Here is a 21,599-nt window from a genome sequence, read left to right on the forward strand (position 1 = left end):
CTTTCTGAACATAAAAATGGGATGGTTCTGTTTTTACAGATTCCATCCCTTTTTGTATTGATCATTCACCATCAAGCATTCTGAAGACTCCGCCGAGGACGCTGCCTTCGCCTTTGTTCTGCCCTCCACCTTGTGGAGCGGCGGCAAATACTCTGCTGGCAAGGCGGCTGAATGGAAGTGATTGGATCCAAACAGTACCTGGTCCTCTAAGCGTTGCGAAGAATAGTCCTTCACCGCCAAATAGTGCTGTTTTGATTCCTTTTACCATTTCGATGTCATAATTCACATCGCTCGTCATGGCAACAAGGCAGCCTGTGTCGACTTTGATGACTTCTCCTGGCTGAAGTTCTCTTCTATGTATCGTTCCGCCTGCGTGGACAAATGCCATTCCGTCTCCTTCAAGCTTCTGCATGATGAAGCCTTCTCCCCCGAAGAATCCTGCTCCAAGCTTCCTCTGAAATTCAACCCCGACAGAGACGCCTTTGGCTGCAGCGAGGAAAGCGTCTTTTTGGCAGATAATCTTGCCGCCATTCTGGCTTAAATCCATTGGAATGATTTTACCAGGGTAAGGTGAGGCGAAGGATACATGCTTCTTATCATGGCCAGTGTTCGTGAATGTGGTCATGAATAGGCTCTCTCCCGTCAATAACCTTTTTCCAGCTCCAAACAGCTTGCCAACCAAACCGCCACCGCTTCCGGATCCATCGCCAAAAATGGTCTCCATTTCGATTTGCTGATCCATCATCATCAAACTGCCAGCTTCAGCAACAACCGTTTCATTCGGATCCAGCTCAACCTCAACAAACTGCATGTCATCGCCATAAATTTTATAATCAATTTCGTGGTTTCTCATGACTTTCCCTCCTAAACAATTGACATTACATGTTCATTGTACAACGTTGCGATGAAGGTTGGAATATTTTTAAAAGCATCAGTTGAGTATTTCAATTTTCGATGGTGTTGCTTTATACCCTGGGACTGCTTGTAAGGAATGTAAGTTTCAACGATTTTTACTTATATAGAACTCTCCCCACCTAAAATAGGCTTTTGCATATGTGACAATGGCCCTTCCGTTTACATAAATTGATGAAGAGTATTCTTATTAATTTCGTTTGTACTATGTATACAGGAATATATCCGATATTGCTCGACGTTGCTACTTGTTTTTGGTGCCCTGATTTTACGAGGAGGTAAAGAATATTGATGAATAATTTTCAGAATGAACTGCAAATGCTGAATGTCGGTGATTTCCAGGCAACTCAGCCGGTAACCTGGGATCAGAATCAGTACCATTCCGGTGATGAGCGTTTTCTAGGCGTAGGGTTGGGCGGTTTTGGCGGTTGTTTCGGATTTTCTTGCTTCTTTAGCTGCTTTAGCTGCGGAGGTTGTTTCCGCTGTGGTGGATGTTTCCGCTGCGGAGGCTGTGGACGTTGCGGCCGTTGCGGAGGTTGTGGCCGCTGCCATCGAGGTTAAGTTAGACAAACCAGGATTTAGCCCTTGCGAATTTTCGCGGGGGCTTTGTTCTGTGCGCCCGGCATGGGTGCAGTCTATAGGGTGTAAGTCCCGAGCCATGAAGGCAGTAGTAGTGGTTAGCTTAACGCAAGGGTGTCCGCGGTGACGCGGAATCTGAAGGAAGCGAGCGGCAAACCTCCGGTCTGAGGAACACGAACTTCATATAAGGCTAGGTACCATTGGATGAGTTTGCAGAACAAAACAAAGTCCTTACTGCCGAAGGTGGTACAGAGTAAATGAAGCAGATAGATGGAGGGAAAGACTGTACTCTTACCCGGGGAGGTCTGATTGGAAAGCCAAGTACACTTGGTAACCTATCTAGCAATAGATAGCTGAACAATCAGAAGTCAGCAGAGGTCATAGTACTTTACCGGCTCGAGACGGTAAGGGAAGGACTGAACAATTAGGAAGAACGAGAACTAGGCATACAATTCCTGTGTAGAAGCAGACAATCCGAAAGGACTTACTTGAAGGAGGAAGTGGTGAATCCACAGGGGACTTCATGAGGGTGGAGCAGGAATAACATAATTAGATTTCTACGTTCACGTCGAAAGGAAATATCACATGTTAATGAATCTGATTCTATCACGGGAAAACTTAATAGAAGCACTTAAACGTGTGGAGAAGAACAAAGGGAGTCACGGCATAGATGGAATGTCCGTAAAATCCCTACGAAGACATCTCTATGAGAACTGGGACACCCTTTGTGATTCTTTAAGGAAAGGTACCTATCAACCTAACCCAGTACGTCGAGTCGAAATCCCGAAACCGAACGGTGGAGTAAGGTTACTTGGAATACCTACCGTGATAGATCGTTTCATCCAACAGGCAATCGCCCAAGTTTTAACTCCGCTTTTTGACCCAACCTTCTCGGAACATAGTTATGGGTTTAGGCCAAGCCGAAGAGGCCATGACGCTGTACGTAAAGCAAGGGGATATATAAGTGAAGGTTACAGATGGGTGATTGACATGGACTTGGAGAAGTTCTTTGACAAAGTGAATCATGACAAGCTGATGGGGATATTGGCAAGCAGAATCCAAGACCGATTGGTCTTGAAGCTAATTCGAAAATATCTCCAAGCAGGAATCATGATAAATGGTGTAGTCTACGATGCAGAAGAAGGAACACCACAAGGAGGTCCCCTGAGCCCTCTTCTTTCGAATATACTTTTGGATAAGCTTGATAAAGAACTAGAAAGGAGAGGTCACAAGTTTGTCCGATACGCCGATGATTGTAATATTTACATGAAATCGAAGAAAGCTGGAGAACGAGTAATGAACTCCATTACATGCTTCATTGAGCAGAAATTAAAGCTCAAAGTAAACAGAGGGAAATCAGCGGTTGACCGCCCGTGGAAACGAAAATTCCTTGGCTTTAGCTTTACGGTTAATAAGAAACCGAAGGTTCGAATAGCCAACGAAAGTGTTAAAAGGCTAAAAGCTAAAATACGAAAGTTAACATCCCGTTCTAAACCAATCCCCATGGAAGTTAGAATTGAGAAATTGAATCAATTTCTAACGGGATGGTGTGGATATTTTGCATTAGCTGATACACCAAGTAAATTCAAAGAATTTGATGAGTGGATTAGAAGAAGACTCCGTATGATTGAATGGAAACAATGGAAGAACCCGAAGACAAGAGTAAGAAAACTCAAAAGTCTTGGCGTTCCAGACCAAAAGGCATACGAATGGGGAAATTCCAGAAAGAAATTTTGGAGAATTGCCTCAAGTCCAATCTTACACAAAACCCTCGATAACTCTTATTGGAGTCATCGAGGGCTCAAAAGTCTATATCAAAGATATGAATTTCTACGTCACACTTAATTGAACCGCCGTATACCGAACGGTACGTACGGTGGTGTGAGAGGTCGGGGGTTAGTCACCCCCTCCTACTCGATTATATGGGAGACATAAGGGACAAATTGAGGTACATACGATGATAATGACAGTCTATCTAGGATAGTAAAGGCATTTGTGCCTGAGGAGGAGTGAGATGGTGAAGCTGGACCCTTCTATGATATTGAAGGTGAAAAGAGATACATTTTATCTCGCAGAACCAAATCGGAGTGTGTATTTTAGGAATAATTCATGTTCATTCAGACTTGAAGGAAATGGAATTGATCAGTGGGTTGAAAAGCTGCTGCCAATGTTTAACGGGGAGTATCCGCTTGCAAAATTGACAGATGGGCTGCCTGAACCTTACAGGGAGCGCGTTTATCAAATTGCTGGGGTTCTATTAGAGAATGGTTTTGTCCGGGATGTGAGCCAGGATGACAAGCATCAATTATCGGAGCAGGTAAGGAATAAATTCGCCTCGCAAATAGAGTATGCCGATAATTTGGCTGGTTCCGGGGCAGCAAGGTTCCAGGCATTCCGCAATGCAAAGGTACTGGCCGTCGGCTCCGGTCCCATGTTGAATTCTCTTGTTTCCACTATGCTGGAATCCGGTCTGCAGAAACTTTGTGTCTCTATTACAGAGGAAATCCCGACCAATAGAAAAAGGTTGGCTGAGCTTGTGAATCATGCACGTAAAACTGACTGTGAGGTGGAATACGAGGAGTTTAACAGTAAGGATTGGAGCGAGTTGCTGAGGCCTTTCGACTCTGTCCTATATGTTTCACAAAATGGCAATGTCGAAGAACTGAGGCTCTTGCAATTAATTTGTAAAGAGGAGAGGAAAACATTCATTCCCGCCATCCTGTTCAAGCAAACAGGCCTGGCTGGTCCAATTTTTGATCCTGATTCAGAGCTATGCTGGGAGTCGGCGTGGAGGCGACTGCATTCCTCGGTTTTAGAAAAAGAACAGAAGGACACGGTGCTTTCCATAACCACTGGAGCATTGCTGGCGAATGTCATTACCTTTGAATTATATAAAAAACTTGCCGGCGTCACGACAGCTGAACAAAGTAACCGGATCTATTTGCTGAATTTAGAAACGCTTGAGGGAAGCTGGCATAGAGTTTCACCACATCCGCAAGTAACTGGAGATTACTCATGCTTGGAAGTGAGGAATTTTGAAAATCGGCTCGGTCAAGACCTAAGAAAACCTGATCCTGAAAAATTTCTCCAATATTTTAGCCTATTGACTTCAAAAGAGACCGGTATTTTACATGAGTGGGAAGAAGGAGACCTAAAGCAGCTTCCATTGGCACAATGCAGGGTACGTGCAGCCGATCCGCTGTCAGATGGGCCTTCCGAATTACTGGAAGCAAGTGTGTGCACGGCATTCACACATGAAGAAGCAAGAACGGAGGCAGCGTTAACTGGAATTGAAGCATACTCAGCCCGCTTGGCAGAAGTAATTGAAAACGGACGGACTTTAGGTGTGGGTGCCGGTGAATCCTTTGCGGAAGCTGTTGGAAGAGGGCTGCAAAACTTTCTCGCTAAGAAATTTAATATTCGTAAGCTCAGCGAACAAGAGTGCATTTCCCTTATTGATCTAGAGCAGATTGAAGATGAGAGATGTGCTTACTATTTAAAAGCTCTGACGACGATACAGGGAGCACCGAGAGCAGGGATCGGAAAGGAAGTTCATGGTTTCCCTGTTTTCTGGATCGGAACGAAGAAAGGCTGGCATGGCAGCGTTGGCCTGAATGGAACATTGGCGTTAAGAAGCGCATTGCAGGATGCATTATCTCATTTTCAAAATGAGTCAGCAGGAGCTGAATGTCAAGTTCTGCAAGACTCAGAGGTTCATATTTTGGAAAGAGATAAACAGCACTTAAGTTTACCGGAATGTTCAGCAAGGATTCAGAGTGAAACTTTACAGGCGGCGATGGAGGTTCTTAAACAGGACAGAACGGACATGTCAGTGTATGAATTAAACTTTGAGCCGATTTTCAGCCAGCAGCTTGAAGGCGTATTCGGTGTATCGCTGCGAGAGGAGGGATTGGGTTGAGTTCCTTCGTCGTCATAATTGGGGAAGGCTGGCTGGCAGATTCTGTTGCTGATGAATTATCATCTCGCTACCAGGTGTTCAGAAGGAATGATTTTGAGTATGGTTTGCCAGAGAATTCAGAGCTAATGCTTGTCCTCCATGATACCTGGAACCCCGTTGCGCATCAGAAAGCGGAAGAAGTGGTCAAACAGACTGGCAGTCCATGGCTCCGGGCCTTTGTATCGTTTGGAGAGGGTATCATTGGGCCGCTCGTCATGCCTGGTACTCCTGGATGTTCGCAATGTGCTGATCTGAGGAAATTGCTAGGAGGTCAGGAGCGAAGCGAAATGCAGGAGGTGAAGCGAAAGCTGGCGGCTGGAGAAGAAACAGCTTTTGACCCATGGGCATCGAAAAATGGACTTCTGCATCTGGTTCATTTAATTGTAACCGAAGCAGACCGTGTGCTAGCGGGCAAAGAGAGCCTTTCGGCAGGACGGGTGTATTTTGCCGACTTAAAGACGTTGAAGGGATCCTGGCATTCGTTCCTGGCCGATTCCCTATGCCTTTTTTGCAGTACGATTCCAGACGATTCCGCTTCGCTTGCAGAAATCTCATTAAATCAAAGCTTGAAGATTAGTCCGAACAGCTACCGATGCACTCCACTGGACAAGATGAAGGAAGTTCTCTTTGATGATTATTTTGACAATCGGACAGGGCTTTTAAATAGTAAAATGTACGACTTGGTCACCCCATTCGCTGATGCGAGCGTCAATCTTCCGATGATTTCGGGAGGCAATGAGGGTACAGCCGGCAGGACTCAATGCTACGCAGAAAGCGAATTGACTGCCATCCTGGAAGGACTTGAGCGACACTGCGGACTTCAGCCCCGCGGGAAACGGACAGTCGTACATGATAGTTACCGGAACCTTGAAAAACAGGCATTGAACCCATTAGAAGTAGGTGTCCATGCTGATGAAGAATATGAAAAGCCCGGATTTCCATTTGAAAAATTCGACCCTGAACGGCCGATAGATTGGGTTTGGGGATACTCTCTTATAGAAGAGCGGCCGATTCTCGTGCCGGAGCTTCTATCCTATTATAGTCTGGGGTGCGGAGCAGCGGGATTTGTCTATGAAACCTCAAACGGGTGCGCTCTTGGCGGAAGCAGGGAAGAGGCGATTTTCTATGGCATCATGGAAGTGGTCGAGCGTGATTCTTTCCTGTTGTCATGGTATTCAAAATTGAAACTGCCACGTCTAGATCTTCAATCTGCTGAAGATGAAGAACTGTTATTGATGGCGGAGCGGATGAGGGCTGTGGCTGGATATGACTTGTATTTATTTAATAGCACGATGGAGCATGGTATTCCAAGTGTCTGGGCGATGGCAAAAAACAGGAAGGATAAAGGATTGAACATTATCTGTGCGGCGGGGGCCCATCTTGATCCGGTTAAGGCTGCCAAAAGTGCTGTTCAGGAGCTCGCGGGCATGATGCTTAATCTCGATGAAAAATTGGAAGGGAACAAGGAGAAGTACTTGCAAATGCTTGATGATGGTTCACTGGTGCGAGAGATGGATGACCACGGAATGCTGTATGGATTGCCGCAGACGGAGGAACGTTTAGGCTTCCTGCTCGATCATGACCGGCCTTTACAGAGCTTTCAAGATGCTTTCCAAAAGGCATCACGTCATGCGGACTTGACGGAGGATATGAATGATATTCTGGATGGATTCCGCAATTTGGGTCTCAATGTCATTGTGGTCGACCAGACTCCTCCTGAATTAGAGAAAAATGGGCTGTATTGTGTGAAAGTATTAATACCGGGGATGCTGCCAATGACCTTTGGACACCATCTGACCCGTCTGAAAGGGTTAGACCGGGTGCTCCACGTCCCAATGAAGCTTGGATATGTGAAAGAACCGTTGACATTTGAAGAACTAAATACTTTCCCGCATCCGTTCCCTTAGGAGGCAGCAGGATGAAACTTGATCAATTTTTAAATGATCTTCAGTTTGATATAGAACGTGCCAATCAGGAAAACTGGGAACCGAACTGGGAGGACGCTCCTCTTTCCTATAAACTGTATCAAGGAATGCCGGTAGTGCCGCTGTCCGGGGAGCTGCCCTTGTCCCTGGCAGAAAACAAACCGCCAGCAAGGCCGGGTATTGAAGAGATAGGGCATTTCCTCTGGCATGCTTATGGAATTACACAAGTGAGCGAGTCGTTTTATTCTGATGATGGTGATCCCGTCCATACCTTTAGGAGGCATGCTCCTTCCGGCGGGGGACTGTACCCTAATGAACTTTATGTATATTTGAAGATTAAAGACCTGCCAGAAGGGCTTTACCACTATGACCCGGCCCATCACCGCCTTGTTTTGCTTAGGGCTGGAAATTTTGATTCTTATATATCTACCTCACTTGGTGATCGGTGCGAAATCTCTTCCTGCTTTGGGACGGCATTCATTTCTACAATGTTCTGGAAAAACTTCTTTAAATACAATAATTTTTCCTACCGGCTGCAGGGGTTGGATGCTGGTGTGCTGATGGGGCAGCTGCTGGCAGCGGCAAAACGTTTTGGTTTTGCTACTGGTGTTTATTTTCAGTATCTGGATTCTGCAATCAATCATCTTCTCGGATTATCTGAAGAGGAGGAGAGTGTCTATTCAATTATTCCGCTGTCAGTGGATATGACCAACTGGTCTGCAAGTGGAGCAGCATCATGGCAAAATATTACGTCAGAAGAATTGAAAAGGGAACTGAATCCGATTGAATTTAAAAGATATGAAAGGTCAAAAAAAGTATTAGAGTTTCCGAAATTAATAACCTTGAATGAAGCCTCAAAACAGGAGTCGACCAAGTCGTTTACTAGGGTCTTTAACCCGTCTAGAGACATTGAGGAAAGTCTGCAGATCAGTCTCCCGCTAACGGAATCATTGGCATTTGATTTGGCAGAAGTAAGCAAGAAACGTTCTTCTCCAGAAATGGACTTTATTATGTCCCCGGTAAGTCAGCAGCAGCTAGCGTCCTTGTTGAAGGAGTCGATGTCTGCTTTTTCCTACCGAAATGACTTGGACGAAATTTATTGCAGCCAGGAGCCCAGAGTTTCGGTTTACGGCTGTTTCTATAATGTAGAAGGCATCCCAAATGGAGCTTACTTTTACAACCATGCAGAACATTCTTTACAAGAAATTCAGCAGGGAGACCACCGTCTGCGATTACAAACAGGGTTGTCCATTGATAATGTAAACCTCATGCAAATACCAATTTGCTTGCATATCGCTGGCAATCAAGATTTTTTACGAGAAGAGTTAGGATACAGAGGCTACCGGATATTACAAATGGAAGCAGGAATGCTCCTTCAAAATTTACTTTTAACAGCATCCGCTCTTGGGTTAGGGGGCCATCCTCTGCTAGGGTTCGATGCAAGCAAGGCCGATGAGCTTTATAGAATGGAACGGGAAACCAGCTTAATCCAGATTCCCATCGGCTCATTTCGTCCACGGGCATGGTTAAAAGGAGGGATGCATAGCTAGGAATGAAAAATAATCGATAGAGAGAGGCTGACTCAAAAGGTTGAATAAATTCGACCTGAGAGTCGCCTCTTTTACTTTTTATCCAATTTATGGGTTTGGATTTGATGGATTTATAAGGGAAAGAGGGATATTCCTCCCCTTAGTTACCCTAATTTTTGTTCGCTTTCCTTGTTGGCTGCCCACTTCAAAAGATTGTGTGCAGCGCAAATAAGACCCCAATCCGTGGTATTTTTGGAGAGGCCTCTTAACCCAAATCTTTTAAACCCTCGATTGTGTTTAATCTGCCCAAATACTGGCTCGACATCTATTTTTCTCTGCCTGTATCTTTGGCTTCCTTCTTCCGCAGCCAATCGTTCCCGAACTTCTTTTCGTTGTTGTTGGTTTTTCACTGAGACCTGTACGGTCTTTGTATCTTTGTCTTTGGCACAGGTTGTTTGGAATGGACAGTTCATACAATCGGTACAGCGGTACGTGCGCTTCACGGAATCGTAACCGTTGTCGGACTTTCTTTGACTCTCATACTGGAAAACCAGGCGTTTTCCGTTTGCACAAATCCATTCATCTAGCTCTTCGTCATACTCCATATTTTCAACTCGGCCAATTTGTTCCTTCCATGCCTTTGTCTGTTCCTTGTCAAAAGTATTGTATTTAATGTACGCTTCTATTTCCTGTTCTTCACAATGTGCATAGTTCTCTTCGCTTCCATAACCAGAGTCGGCAATAACGGCCTTTGGCTTCGGGCGGTTATGTTTTTCCAAAAGTTCAAGATGGGGAATCATGCATCCAGGATCTCCAGCCCGTTGATGGAGGCTGAAGTTGGTGATGAACTGATTTTCTGTTCCAATCTGAACATTATATCCAGGCTTTAACTGCCCGTTCATCATGTGGTCCTCTTTCATTCGCATAAAAGTGGCATCGGTATCCGTCTTAGAAAAGCTGTTTCTCTCTCCAAAAGTCTGTTTCTGAAGTTCATACTTCTGCTTTCGAGGTAGAAGGTCTTTTTCCAGTTGGCGCTTTGCCTTCTTTAAAGGTTTGTTTTTTGGATCCTGTTCCAGTCTCTCTTCCAGCTTTTTAATGGTTTCTTCAATTTTTGCAGAAGAGATGGGTGTCTCTTCGAGCTTTTCCTGAAAATCTTGTTCCCTTTCTGCTTCTTCATCTTCTTTGGTGATTTGTTCAATCCCAAAGACAATCTGGCGGAATTTCTCGTCCAACTTTTTATCGTATTTTTCAGTGGACTTCTTCCAAACAAAAGTATACTTGTTGGCGTTTGCCTCCAATTTGGTCCCATCCAGGAAATAGTCTTCTAGCTTCACAAGTCCTTCCTCCCGAAGGAGGTCGACTATGGAAAAGAACGTCTCATAGATGACATCTTTCATGCGTTCGGAACGGAAACGGTTGATGGTACGAAAATCAGGCTTCTGTTCGCCGGAGAGCCACATGAACATAATATTCTCTGTTAGCTGTTTCGCGATTTGTCGAGAGGAATAAATACGGTTGGCATATGCATAAAGAATGACTTTTAACATCATTTGAGGATGGTAAGGCGGCCGTCCTCCACCAGGATAAAGAGAGAGAAAGATATTGGGGTTCATCTGGTCGACGGCAAAATCAATCAATCGAACAAGGTGCTGTTGAGGAATCAAAACTTGAATGTCCATTGGAAGGATCAATTGGTTTGTGTTATAATTTTTATACAAGAAAATCTCTCCTTTTGTATAGTTGGTTGTGGTGACTTAATTATAACAAAAGAGGTTTTTCTTGTATTTTTTTGCACAAAAAATGAATTTAGAAACCTGAGTTGATTGGAGTGGAAGGCGCGTAGACTCCTGCGGGCGCAGCTGGTCAGGTGAGACCCCGCAAGAGCGAAGCGATGAGGAGGCTCAGCGCCAGCCCCGCGGAAAGCGAAGCGCCTGGAACGGAAATCAACGGACCATTTTTACAAGTAGTCTCAAAAATAAAGAGGGTGCCCAAAAGTTTATACTTTTGGGACACCCTCTTTGATAATGCTTCCCTAAAATTCATCTAGTAGAGAGATCGACTATATGGTAAAATTTTCTTCAATATAAAAGAAAGAGTGTGCTAGTTATGATGGAAAGTTTCGCAGTGTCATTGTTTGGAGAGGAAAGGAACATAAGAGTTAATTTGCCTTCTGGTCGTTCCGAAACAAGATACCCTGTTTTATACATGCATGATGGGCAGAATGTGTTTGGCAATGATGAAGCAATAGGCGGTGTTGCGTTGGAGCTGCATGACTATTTGGAAAAGAATGATGTAGAGCTTATCGTCGTGGCGATTGACCAGAATTCTCCGGAGCGGATCAATGAATATTGTCCTTGGATAAATGGTGAATATACTACGAAGCTTCTTGGCAAACCGAGTTCTGAAGGCGGGAAAGGCAAGGAGTACGTGGAATTCATTGTGAATGAGTTGAAGCCTCTTGTAGACTCAAAGTTTAGTACAAATCCCAATGAAACCTATATGGCCGGCATCTCATTGGGAGCATTAGTCACTACATATGCTGCATGTACTTATCCTTATATTTTTAAAAGAATAGCAGGGCTTTCGTCCGGTTTTTACCGTAACCAGGAGGAAATAGAGCAGTTGTTGAAAACTGCAGATTTATCACAATTGGAAAAAGTATATTTAGATTGCGGCACGAAAAAGGGTGGCGAGAAACTCGCTGGGCCATTCCTGGAAACCAATCTCGCCATCTTCGAGCTGATCAGGCAGAAGGGAATACAAGCTGAGCTGAAAGTGATTGAGGGAGCCGAACATAACTATCAAGCCTTCAAGAAACGGTTCCCGGAAGTTATATCTTATTTATTAGCTTAGTCAGAGCACATCTGTACTTAATTAGTTCTTGGGTATTAGCACCATTACTCGCTCAATAAAATTTGATAAAAAATCCTATGCGTAAAATTTACGTATAGGATTTTTTTCATTCTGAATAGGAGTAAAAGAGCTATATTTTTTTGTCATGCTTGTTGCAAATAAGGATGATATACATGTCCCTATGAATAATTTATATTTCTTAATGACATATATATATTGCAAAAAGGTATTGACTAACATATAATGATGTTATATAAAGAACAAGGAGGATATCAATGGGTCTATATAATGCATCAAAGGTAGAAGATGAACGTATCACCAATATTAAAAACAAGATTTACGCAGAAATTTATATTTTGGTTAGTGTGATTTGCATTATTTCTTTTGTGGTGAAATATTTAATATATGGTGTTGGTATAGGAGTTGTAGCGACGGAATTAATTATTTTGATGTTAAGTGGCAGTTATTATTTATATAGGTCAACCAAGTTGGGGATTTATTCTGCGGAGGTTGAAATGCATGATAGCAGAAGCAAATGGCCTCAGAAAAAGAAAAACCTATACTCCGGTTTGGCACTTGGTATTGGTATTGCTCTTTTTTTTGGTATCAATAGTGCAGTCCAGTATGCAGAGGGAGTAAGTCAAAGCATTTCATACTTCTTTGTGACTGCTGGGGTCTCATTGATGATCTATGTACCATTTTTTCTCATCATTCTTGTTGTCGGTCATGATGTGATCAAAAAGAGCAGTGACCAGGCGATAAACAAAATTCTTGATGATGACGAATCTGGTGAAGATGATGAAAAATATTAAATTGAAATTGGCTAGGGTAGAACATGACTTATCACAGGCAGAATTGGCAGAGCGAGTAGGTGTCTCTCGTCAAACGATCGGACTAATTGAATTAGGTAAATATAACCCTACACTAAACCTGTGCCTAGCAATCTGTCACACACTAGGCAAAACTCTGGATGAATTATTTTGGGAAGAACCTGAATAAAAAATAATTAAAGTGCTAGCTCAAAAGGGTTTTAGCACTTTAATTTTTGTTATTAAATTTGCAAAAATATTACGTTACCTTATTGAGTGGAATTATTTTATGTGGAGGAATTATCTGCAATGGTCGACAATAACACAATAATGGAATCTGGTAAATGTATTGAATGTGGGGCAAAGGAAACAGACGGACTTTCCTGCTATGAGATGTTTCAATTCCCTCTAGTTTGGGAACATAACGACTCCAAATTGTATGCTTTACACTTTTGGCTTGTTTCTTGTTATATGATTCAACACCCCTCTAACTATACTGAAGATGGATATATGCATTTGGTGGATTTATTCACTGAAGCGTATGATCATGAATGGGATATTAGTTTTATTCTTAGGAAAAATAGAGAACTTGTTTCAAAGATAGGCAAAGTAACCAATCCATTGCCAAATTGCAAAAGAGAACGTTTATATAGAAAGTGGTCAATGACAATTGAAGATCTATATATAGGCGGTGAGGAAAATGCGATAAACAAAATAAATAAATGGAAGGAACAAATTAGAAAGGATTTAAAAAGTCAATAAAGTTTGCTATTCAACTAACGTACCTAATTTGAATAAAGAAATATGGGCAGATTGAAAACGCTTGGATTAATCCAAACGTTTTGTGTGTTATTTAGTATGTTAATATTAATGTGTTTTGTAAATTGTCACAAAAGGGTTGCGTACAACGGCAGCGAGCAGAATTCTAGAAACTTTTCCCAAACCCATTTTGTCGACAAACGAAGCTCAGATCCTACTCATGTCTCTGAGCTTCGTTTAGTATTTACTGGTGGAAATTAAAATGTGTATGAAACACCGTCATTTGGCACTAACACACTGGATGAGATTCCTTTTTCATTGAGGAAACCTTTTAGTTCTTTTCTTGATAATGTCCAATGGTTAACGGCTTCCATATGGCTGGCGATGATTTTTGCAGAGGGAGCGGCTTTATGGACTTCATAAACATCGTCTTTGCCCATGACGAGTGATCCGCCTTCGAGGAATTGGTTATCACCCGCATTTACCACAATTACTTCTGGTGCATGGGTATTGATGGCTTCTTGTACACCTTCATACCAGACTGTGTCTCCAGCCACATATAAGGTTTTCTCAGTACTATGCTTAAAGACGACACCACATACGAGACCGGCTAGTTTTAATATTTCCCCTCTGCCGTGCTCACCTTTGGTTTTTATTAACTGAATGCCTTCGAAAACGGTATCTTCCTGTAGGACTACAACATTATTAAATCCGTCATTTTTGATAGAATTAGCATCTTCCTCATTTTGTACAATCATTTTTATATCCTTCGGAAGTGCCTCTTTGGCAGCATCGTCATAGTGGTCCAAATGTAAATGAGTTAGAATGACAGCATCCACATCATTAATAATTTCATCAATAGAGGACGGCAAGCTGACTAGAGGGTTATTCTGGTCTTGCCTTAAAGAATTTGGAAAAGGAGGATAAGCCCCTTTTTCAGCTAAAAATGGGTCGATTAAAAACTTCTTCCCAGCGTATTGCACAACTAATGTTGCGTTTCGGATTTGTTGTATATTCATATTCATTAGCTCCTTTTCAATAATGTATATATAGTTTATAATAAGACCGCTTTTGACTTACATAGCTTAAATCAAGTCTTTTTGCTCTTTCACTTGATTATTGAAAGGATTTGAGAAAATGTTGGATTCCACCGATTTGAAAATTATAGAAGAACTGACCCTGAACAGCCGGATTACGATGAAGGAACTAGGTGAAAAAGTCCATTTGACAGGCCAGGCTGCTTCATCCAGAGTCGCCAAGTTAGAAGATCTGGGAATCATTGAAGGATATACGATAAAAGTGAACCAAATGAAATTGGGTTATTCCGTTCATGCAATCATACATATTTTTACGAAAACCACGAATCACCAACCTTATCTTTCGTTCCTGAAAGAACAAGGAACATACGTGATGAACAATTACAAAGTCAGTGGGGAAAGCTGTTACCTGTTAGAATGCAAATTTCCCTCAAATGAAATCCTGGATGAATTCCTGACAGGCTTAAGCAATCATGTGAGCTATAAATTATCGATTGTGATTAATAAACAGTAGAAGAACGCCTAATTCCTTCTTTCCCTAGCGAATATCCATACACTTGTCTCACTCAGTGAATACCGTAATAGTATGGAGGTGAGATAATGGATAGAAAGGATCAGAAGGGTGATTTATCTGATTTGTTTTGCGACCATAGAGTGAATAGCGTGCCTTTTCCAAGATTAAGGATCATTCCTGTCCGTGAAGTGCCGGATGACTGTGTTTTGGTTTGTGTAGGACCAATTTGTTATTTAGCATGCTACGGAGTTGGCGAAGATCCATTCGACGAATGCGAGATTGTTTGTTCAGAGAGCGGTCAATGTTTTATAGTTTGCCCGTATTTTCCTGAAGAGGGATAATGAAGAATGAAAGAGGAGCCGTTGAAGATGGTTCCTCTTTCGTTTGTCGAAAGATTACACCTGTAATTTTTAGAAAATTATGACATAATGAAAGGAAATAGATTTTAATTTGGCAGAAGGAGTGATGAGGATTGGCTAATATGTTTCCTATTGAACAGGTGAGGGAGAGATTCCCGGCACTAAACCGCGAAGACAATGGCAAAAAAGTGATTTATTTTGACGGCCCGGGTGGTACACAAATGGTCGATCACGCAATGGAATCCATGTATCGATACATAAGGAATGGCATGGCGAATCTTCATGGCACCTTCAACACCAGTGGTGAAACGGATGCCATGCTTGACAAAGCAAGGGAGGCGGTCGCTGATTTGTTGGGGTGCAATGCGATTGAAGTAGCATTTGGTGCCAATATGACGACGCTTGCTTTTGCGATTGCACGGAGTCTGGCTGGTTTTATCAAAGAAGGTGATGAGATTGTGGTCACAGAGCTCGACCACCGTGCAAATGTGGATCCTTGGGTTACCCTTGCCAGAGACTGTGGCGCGACCATCAAATTTATTAAACTGAATCCTGAGTCTTTCACTTTAGAATTAGATGATTTAGAAGAAATCATTACTGAAAAAACAAGGCTTGTAGCAGCCGGGATGTCATCGAATGTGACAGGAACTGTGACGGATTTACAGCCAATAATACAACGTGCGAAGGAAGTTGGAGCTCTTTCTGTTGTCGATGCAGTTCATGGAGTGCCGCATTTATGTATTGATGTTCAGGAGTTAGGATGTGACATCCTTCTATGTTCGGCCTATAAGTTCTTCGGTCCGCATGTCGGCATCGCTGTTGTACGGGAGAGCTTGTTTGAAAAACTACCGGTCTACAAACTGAAGCCTGCACCTGCCGAAATTCCTTACAAGCTTGAAACAGGCACTCAAAATCATGAAGGAATCGCCGGGGTAATGGGGGCCATTCAGTTCATTGAGGAACTGGGTTATGGGGAGTCGAGAAGGGAACGATTGCTGACAGGAATGGAGACAATCGATGATTATGAAAATGAGCTTGCAGCTGAAGTGGAAAGCTTTTTACGCAGTCTGCCGGAAGTCACGCTTTATCGTGCAGCTTCTGGACGCCGGACTCCTACATTTGCTTTTACCATTGAAGGTCATCATTCGCGCGATGTTACGGCATGGCTTTCGGAAAAATACAATATGTGTGTCGCTGATGGGGATTTCTATGCCTCCACAATGGCAGAAGTTCTCGATGTCTATCCAACAGGCGGATGGGTGCGGATCGGCCTTGCGCCATATAATACAATAGAAGAAATCCAGCAATTGAAAGAAGCGTTAACAGCTTACATTCACCAGCATCAGCAGAATGTAGTTTAATAGAAAAGTAATAAACGGCAGGGGAAGATGAACGATGTTTGGGATCAGTAATTTCGAAGTGTTTTTAATAACTGCGATTCTGTTAAATTTAACTCCAGGCACAGATACGATGTATATTGTGAGCAGAAGCATATCTCAAGGAAGAACGGCAGGAATTTATTCGGCTCTTGGAATTTCTTCCGGAGTGGTTGTCCATACCTTGCTTGCAGCTTTCGGTTTATCAGTTATATTAACGCAGTCAGCCTTTTTGTTCCAAACAATAAAAATTGCCGGGTCCATCTATCTCGGTTATTTGGGGTTAAAGATGATAATGGAAAAGAGCCACGGAAATGGGCAGAAAGCATTGCCAATCCAAAGCAATAAAAAAATCTTTTTTCAGGGCATGATCACGAATGTGACGAATCCTAAGGTGGCTTTGTTTTTTCTGGCATTTCTGCCGCAATTCATCACCGCTGATGCAGGGGCTGCAAGCCCGCTGCCGTTCATCATTTTGGGACTGACATTCACATTGACCGGGGGAACATGGAGTCTGTTGACGGTCTATTTTTCCTCGATGGCAACATCAAGAATCAGAAAGAATGCAAAAGCCGGAACCGTCCTAACCCGCCTGACTGGCATTGTTTTCATCGGAATGGGCATCAGTCTCCTGAAGACAAAAGCTGCTTCTTAATCTAATAGTAAGAGAGCCTGGACATGTGCCAGGCTCTTTTTAGAGTAGAAAAATTTAATGACTACTAAAAGAATAATTTTAACTAGTACTTTCTATATCTCACATACTCATAGTTTGATATTGGGATTTGTTTTACGATCTTGCCGTTCTGGTCACGGTGAACTTCATACTCTCTATATGTTTCAACGATGTACCCGTCCACTTCTTTGTCAATAGCTTTCTCATGAACATATTCAAATTCATGCATGATTGTATCCAGCATTTCCTCAGTTGTTTCCGGATTATGAGTTGCTCCTGTTTCCATTGTTTCAACCTCAGTGTTTTGCTTGGAAATTTGAGGTGTGTTATAAACCAGATAAATGCAGAGTAACAGTAAACATGAAAGTGCAATTATTTGTTTCAATAGTATGGGCTCCTTTTGATCAAGGTACATTACACTTTATGCCTGTCCAGAGAGGATTATAACTTGCGGGGATGCAAGTTATTAAGAATCCAAAGTTTAAGAAATAAGTTGTATCTACTCTAATATTTAATCAGACAAGAATGGAGACATAAAAATGAACCAAATTTTCTACTTATCTGTTTTGGCGTTTTTATTTATGCCATACAAATTCGTCAAAGTATTGAAGAACAAGGAGGTACCTAAAAATAACAAAATCATTGCATGGTCGTTGTAAAGCATTAGCACCATCGGATTGGTTACAGTAAATTTACTAACAATGATTTTCTTAAAAGAAAAAACCCGGAGTCCGGTAAGACTCCAGGGCGAATTGTTCCTTATTTCTTAAACTTCTCAGGGAATTGCTTGACGACTGCATCAGAAATAGCATCGGCCATCATAATAATATGAGTCATTCCGTCATCAATCGAAACGATCCGTGCTTGCCAGTCTTTTTTCAAGCTTGCATTCAAGTCATCTGCTACCATTTCCAGATGTGTATATAGTAACTTTTTCAGATCTTCAATCTTTAAGTTTGGGTTGGCATTGCTTAGGAAGGCTGCGATATCGTCTGCATTTCGGTACCATTCTTTGTTTAACTGATTCAGCTTTGCTTGATCTCCATTTTTAGCTGCTTCAACAATTCCTCCGGCTATGACAATATGCTCTTTTAACAATTCCGTCAGTTTGTTCCCAGCGTCCTCTCCGTACACTGGTTTTATGGCATTGCCGATATCTTCCTGGTTTCTCAGGAGCCTTTCGAGCACATCTTTTTGATCCTCGGCACCCGCTGTTGTCGCACTTGTAATGTAATTGCTTGTCCACAATACATGGTCCACCCATAGTCTGCGGAAATCATTTTCAAACTTAACCTCCGATTGGGTCATACATTTATGATGTGGTTTCGCGTAAGCTGGGGTTGTTCCGCCCATCATATTCAGCGACAAGAAAAGAATGAAACCCATCAACAGTAATTTTTTCATCGAATCGTCTCCTTTTAGTTGAAATGTATCCTCCTTTATTATTTATTCGTGGGAAAATTCTATCCAATAAAAAGTGTTGATGGAAAAAAGACCGCCAAGTGGCGGCCTTTAAGGTTTGTTTTATTGCATTTTGCTTAAGTCAAAATACTGGACAGTCTTTCCATCCCGGTCAAACTGGATGATTAGCTTGTTCTTGTTAAATTGGTAGATGAATTGTTCGCAAGTCGCGCTTTCATAGCAAGATGTGTTTTTTACGGCATTCGGGTATCCATACACATTGATCACCTGGCTTTTATCTTTCGGAAGGGAACTGAGCTTTAAAAATTCCGGATAGACTTGCAGACCGAACACTGATCCGTTCTCCATATTGAATTTCACTGTGACTCCAGCACCATCGTCATCATAATACAACGACCTGATATTCAGCTGGTCCTCGGTTTTGACTGGTTTCCCGAATTGCTGCAGAAGCTGGCTGTATGTGGAGCCATTGTATACACCATTAACTTGGAGATTTTTATTCGTCACAATGTAGGCATCTTTAATGCCGTTTTTGCGTAACAGCTCTTTTTGTTTCTCTGCATTTCCTTTTTTCGAAAAAACTCCAGCCTGAACGCGGTAATAAGTTTTATCATTTATCACCTTTGTGATGACAGTTGCATTTATTCCTTTCTTTTTCAGGACTGCGATTTGCTTGCTTGCATTTTCTTTATTGGAAAAAGAACCCCCGACCACTGCATACATCGGTTCTGATTCCTTCAGGCCAGGAAGGAGGAGTTTTTGGCCAATATAGATTGTATTGTTCTCAAGTCCATTGAAACTCTTCAATTCCTCGACAGTCAGATTGTGTTTTTTGGAAAGGCTGTATAATGTATCACCCTTTTTAACAATGACAGAATGATCATCTGCAAAACCAGTTCCATTGGCGAAAAAGAGTAAGGAACCAATCAACAAGAGACTCAAGCCCAGCTGCATAAAACGTTTTATTTTCTTCATATTTTATCACCTCAAATAGTTTGACGAGATGATTACAGCAGAGTTTCGAAGGGATAAGCCTATTTTAAAAGGAAGGAGAAAATGGGTGAAGAAAAGAGGGGAGACCTAGAAACGACTATTGACTTTATTAACTGTAAAGTTTATTATTACAGTATTAGTATTTTGATTTCAGAAAAGAACCTATTGTAGTTTATCTGTAATTTTTAATTTTACAGTTGAACAAAGGAGCTGTGGATTATGGTCACTTTATATATTACTTCTAGCTGTGCTTCCTGCCGGAAAGCAAAGGCTTGGCTGCAGGAACATCAGATTGATTTTATTGAAAGAAATATCGTATCTGAGCCACTGACCGTTGATGAAATTAAATCAATTCTGCGGCTGACAGAAGATGGAACGGAAGACATCATCTCGACGAACTCTAAAACCTATAAGCAGCTGGATGTGGATGTCGATTCACTTCCGCTAAATAAATTATATGACTTAATCATAAAGAATCCGCAGATGCTGCGACGTCCGATTATCCAGGACCATAAACGCCTGCAGGTTGGGTACAATGAGGAAGAAATTCGCAGTTTCTTGCCACGCAAACTGCGTACATTCTCAGGCCTTGAGTGGGAAGATCTCGCGAATTAGTTCATTTTGCTTTGAAATTAGCTGGTTGAAATGTAGAATATAGCATAACGAATCTGTAAGGAGGCAGGCAATGAACAGCGATTTTACCCTTGCCATTCACAGTTTAACATTACTTGCTCTGCAGCCGGACAGAATGTCTACAAGCGAGGCGATCTCGGAAAGTGCAGGAGTTCACCCTGTAAGGATCCGCAAAGTGCTAAGTTTGTTGAAAAAACACGGCATCATCAAATCAAAAGAGGGAACAGGCGGTGGCTTCATTTTTGCGCTGGACTTGAATGAAGTGAACCTCTGGGACATCTATAAATTGACTTCCGAAGGGGCACTGCAGCCTAAATGTCCGGATTCTAATGAAAAATGTGTTGTTGGCGCGAATATGCACAAAATTCTGTTTGCCATTTTCCTTGGTGCCGAAGAGCACTTGGGAGAGTATTTGAGGCAGTATTCAATAAAGGAAGTAGTTGACTTAATCAAAAAAACGAACTGCTGTAACTAAGGGGCGTGCCTTCTTAGCTGATAAATGTAATGAAAAATATTACAGATTAAAATAAAATGAGGTGACTTATATGTTGTCCAATAATGAGACGATTCTAAGAGTAGGCGATTGGATCAAGGGTAAATCCAGGGATGGAGAATTATTCATCGGATATATAGAGTCACTTGATATCTTGGATGATAAGGTAAATGCAACGATCACATCAAGTGATGACGAATCCATGGTAGGCAAAACCATTCCAATGTCATCTAATGGAGTGAAAAAACTGCCTGACCCGAAGGTGCAAAACAAGGAACAAATCCAATATCTCATCGATTTGGCGCTTGCCACTGGTGATGAAGAATGGTTCTTGGAACTTTCTGAACAGCTTAAATCGATAAGGGAGCTTGTTAAGGGTATACGAGTATAGTTAGGCATTTAAATTAAATGGATCTTCACTCTATAATAGGTGTATTGTGAAAACCCAATTATCCACTAGCAGTCCAACTTGCAACTGAATTGGACTGCTTCTTTTTGGGGAATAAGATTACATTGCATATAAATTTCCGCTGTGAATTGAATTCATTATTGCCAGTGAAAGAGATTATTTTCTTTGCATTTATAAGGAACAGATTATAAATGACTTATCTTTGTTCGAGAAGACTTTTAGAATCTTAAAATATCATACTGCCTCTTCAGTTAGTAATGTACAATCAAAGAGCACCCGGACAAAAATGCCGGGTGCATCAATTACCTAACTGTCATCTATACCCCTTGTAACTTCCTTGGCGCACTCGAACTGCCACAATGACCA

General features: G+C 42.1%; 22 protein-coding genes. 16 read left to right on the forward strand and 6 right to left on the reverse strand.

All coding sequences use genetic code 11. The annotated features are described in order from the left end of the window. Positions 1-61: 61 nt before the first annotated feature. Positions 62-853, reverse strand: coding sequence for a TIGR00266 family protein (locus RH061_RS09845; RefSeq protein ID WP_311075723.1), 792 nt, complete (start codon positions 851-853; stop codon positions 62-64). 350 nt (positions 854-1,203) lie between these two features. Between RH061_RS09845 and RH061_RS09850 the strand changes: the two genes are divergently transcribed. The 5 genes from RH061_RS09850 (at position 1,204) to RH061_RS09870 (ending at position 8,924) form a co-directional block, all read left to right on the forward strand. Beyond that, positions 1,204-1,473, forward strand: coding sequence for a heterocycloanthracin/sonorensin family bacteriocin (locus RH061_RS09850; RefSeq protein ID WP_311076344.1), 270 nt, complete (start codon positions 1,204-1,206; stop codon positions 1,471-1,473). 603 nt (positions 1,474-2,076) lie between these two features. Continuing rightward, positions 2,077-3,336, forward strand: coding sequence for a group II intron reverse transcriptase/maturase (gene ltrA, locus RH061_RS09855; protein ID WP_311070432.1), 1,260 nt, complete (start codon positions 2,077-2,079; stop codon positions 3,334-3,336). 169 nt (positions 3,337-3,505) lie between these two features. Then, positions 3,506-5,410 (forward strand): putative thiazole-containing bacteriocin maturation protein, encoded by a 1,905-nt coding sequence (locus RH061_RS09860; RefSeq protein ID WP_311075724.1) that lies wholly within the window; start codon positions 3,506-3,508, stop codon positions 5,408-5,410. After that, positions 5,407-7,356 (forward strand): TOMM precursor leader peptide-binding protein, encoded by a 1,950-nt coding sequence (locus tag RH061_RS09865; RefSeq protein WP_311075725.1) that lies wholly within the window; start codon positions 5,407-5,409, stop codon positions 7,354-7,356. The genes RH061_RS09860 and RH061_RS09865 overlap by 4 nt, the downstream gene beginning before the upstream one ends. 11 nt (positions 7,357-7,367) lie before the next feature. Then, positions 7,368-8,924 carry a SagB family peptide dehydrogenase gene (locus RH061_RS09870; RefSeq protein ID WP_311075726.1) on the forward strand — a complete coding sequence of 519 codons (1,557 nt, stop codon included), beginning with the start codon at positions 7,368-7,370 and terminating at the stop codon, positions 8,922-8,924. 143 nt (positions 8,925-9,067) lie between these two features. On the opposite strand, the gene RH061_RS09875 is transcribed toward RH061_RS09870, so the two are convergent. Beyond that, the gene (locus RH061_RS09875) at positions 9,068-10,621 is read right to left on the reverse strand and encodes an IS1182 family transposase (protein ID WP_311075727.1); all 1,554 of its coding nucleotides are present in this window, start codon (positions 10,619-10,621) and stop codon (positions 9,068-9,070) included. Between the two features lie 388 nt (positions 10,622-11,009). Between RH061_RS09875 and RH061_RS09880 the strand changes: the two genes are divergently transcribed. The 4 genes from RH061_RS09880 to RH061_RS09895 all read left to right on the forward strand — a co-directional run bounded on the left by RH061_RS09880 (position 11,010) and on the right by RH061_RS09895 (position 13,327). Continuing rightward, positions 11,010-11,756 (forward strand): alpha/beta hydrolase, encoded by a 747-nt coding sequence (locus RH061_RS09880; protein WP_311075729.1) that lies wholly within the window; start codon positions 11,010-11,012, stop codon positions 11,754-11,756. Between the two features lie 275 nt (positions 11,757-12,031). Next, entirely contained in the window at positions 12,032-12,568 is a 537-nt protein-coding gene (locus RH061_RS09885) for a DUF6773 family protein (RefSeq protein WP_311075731.1), read from the forward strand. Further along, positions 12,555-12,755 carry a helix-turn-helix transcriptional regulator gene (locus tag RH061_RS09890; RefSeq protein WP_311076346.1) on the forward strand — a complete coding sequence of 67 codons (201 nt, stop codon included), beginning with the start codon at positions 12,555-12,557 and terminating at the stop codon, positions 12,753-12,755. The genes RH061_RS09885 and RH061_RS09890 overlap by 14 nt, the downstream gene beginning before the upstream one ends. 119 nt (positions 12,756-12,874) lie before the next feature. Beyond that, positions 12,875-13,327 carry a DUF5946 family protein gene (locus tag RH061_RS09895; RefSeq protein WP_311075733.1) on the forward strand — a complete coding sequence of 151 codons (453 nt, stop codon included), beginning with the start codon at positions 12,875-12,877 and terminating at the stop codon, positions 13,325-13,327. Between the two features lie 254 nt (positions 13,328-13,581). Here RH061_RS09895 and RH061_RS09900 read toward each other — a convergent pair whose 3' ends face one another. Then, the gene (locus RH061_RS09900) at positions 13,582-14,343 is read right to left on the reverse strand and encodes an MBL fold metallo-hydrolase (RefSeq protein ID WP_311075734.1); all 762 of its coding nucleotides are present in this window, start codon (positions 14,341-14,343) and stop codon (positions 13,582-13,584) included. Positions 14,344-14,461: 118 nt separating this feature from the next. Between RH061_RS09900 and RH061_RS09905 the strand changes: the two genes are divergently transcribed. From RH061_RS09905 to RH061_RS09920, 4 genes are all read left to right on the forward strand, one after another. Beyond that, positions 14,462-14,875, forward strand: a complete 414-nt coding sequence (locus tag RH061_RS09905; RefSeq protein WP_311075736.1) for an Lrp/AsnC family transcriptional regulator — start codon at positions 14,462-14,464, stop codon at positions 14,873-14,875. 86 nt (positions 14,876-14,961) lie between these two features. Continuing rightward, positions 14,962-15,216: a hypothetical protein gene (locus tag RH061_RS09910; protein WP_311075738.1), complete on the forward strand. Its 255-nt coding sequence runs from the start codon at positions 14,962-14,964 to the stop codon at positions 15,214-15,216. A 140-nt stretch (positions 15,217-15,356) separates the two neighbouring features. Then, complete coding sequence (locus tag RH061_RS09915) at positions 15,357-16,595, forward strand: cysteine desulfurase-like protein (RefSeq protein WP_311076348.1); 1,239 nt, start codon at positions 15,357-15,359, stop codon at positions 16,593-16,595. 34 nt (positions 16,596-16,629) lie between these two features. Further along, positions 16,630-17,265: a LysE family translocator gene (locus RH061_RS09920; RefSeq protein ID WP_311075740.1), complete on the forward strand. Its 636-nt coding sequence runs from the start codon at positions 16,630-16,632 to the stop codon at positions 17,263-17,265. Between the two features lie 82 nt (positions 17,266-17,347). Here RH061_RS09920 and RH061_RS09925 read toward each other — a convergent pair whose 3' ends face one another. The 3 genes from RH061_RS09925 to RH061_RS09935 all read right to left on the reverse strand — a co-directional run bounded on the left by RH061_RS09925 (position 17,348) and on the right by RH061_RS09935 (position 19,680). Beyond that, positions 17,348-17,668, reverse strand: coding sequence for a hypothetical protein (locus RH061_RS09925; protein ID WP_311075742.1), 321 nt, complete (start codon positions 17,666-17,668; stop codon positions 17,348-17,350). Between the two features lie 374 nt (positions 17,669-18,042). Next, positions 18,043-18,687, reverse strand: a complete 645-nt coding sequence (locus RH061_RS09930; protein ID WP_311075743.1) for a glycosyltransferase — start codon at positions 18,685-18,687, stop codon at positions 18,043-18,045. Positions 18,688-18,807: 120 nt separating this feature from the next. Then, positions 18,808-19,680: a LysM peptidoglycan-binding domain-containing protein gene (locus RH061_RS09935; protein WP_311075744.1), complete on the reverse strand. Its 873-nt coding sequence runs from the start codon at positions 19,678-19,680 to the stop codon at positions 18,808-18,810. A 237-nt stretch (positions 19,681-19,917) separates the two neighbouring features. On the opposite strand from RH061_RS09935, the gene spxA reads away from it, so the two are divergent. The 3 genes from spxA to RH061_RS09950 all read left to right on the forward strand — a co-directional run bounded on the left by spxA (position 19,918) and on the right by RH061_RS09950 (position 21,215). Next, positions 19,918-20,313, forward strand: coding sequence for a transcriptional regulator SpxA (spxA, locus tag RH061_RS09940; RefSeq protein ID WP_311075745.1), 396 nt, complete (start codon positions 19,918-19,920; stop codon positions 20,311-20,313). A gap of 70 nt (positions 20,314-20,383) precedes the next feature. Beyond that, on the forward strand, positions 20,384-20,806 hold the full coding sequence (locus RH061_RS09945) for an RrF2 family transcriptional regulator (RefSeq protein ID WP_311075746.1): 423 nt from the start codon (positions 20,384-20,386) through the stop codon (positions 20,804-20,806). A gap of 70 nt (positions 20,807-20,876) precedes the next feature. Then, entirely contained in the window at positions 20,877-21,215 is a 339-nt protein-coding gene (locus tag RH061_RS09950; protein WP_311075747.1) for an IDEAL domain-containing protein, read from the forward strand. The last annotated feature ends 384 nt before the right edge of the window (positions 21,216-21,599 follow it).

It is taken from the genome of Mesobacillus jeotgali (genome assembly GCF_031759225.1).
Lineage (GTDB): Bacteria > Bacillota > Bacilli > Bacillales > Cytobacillaceae > Mesobacillus > Mesobacillus jeotgali_B.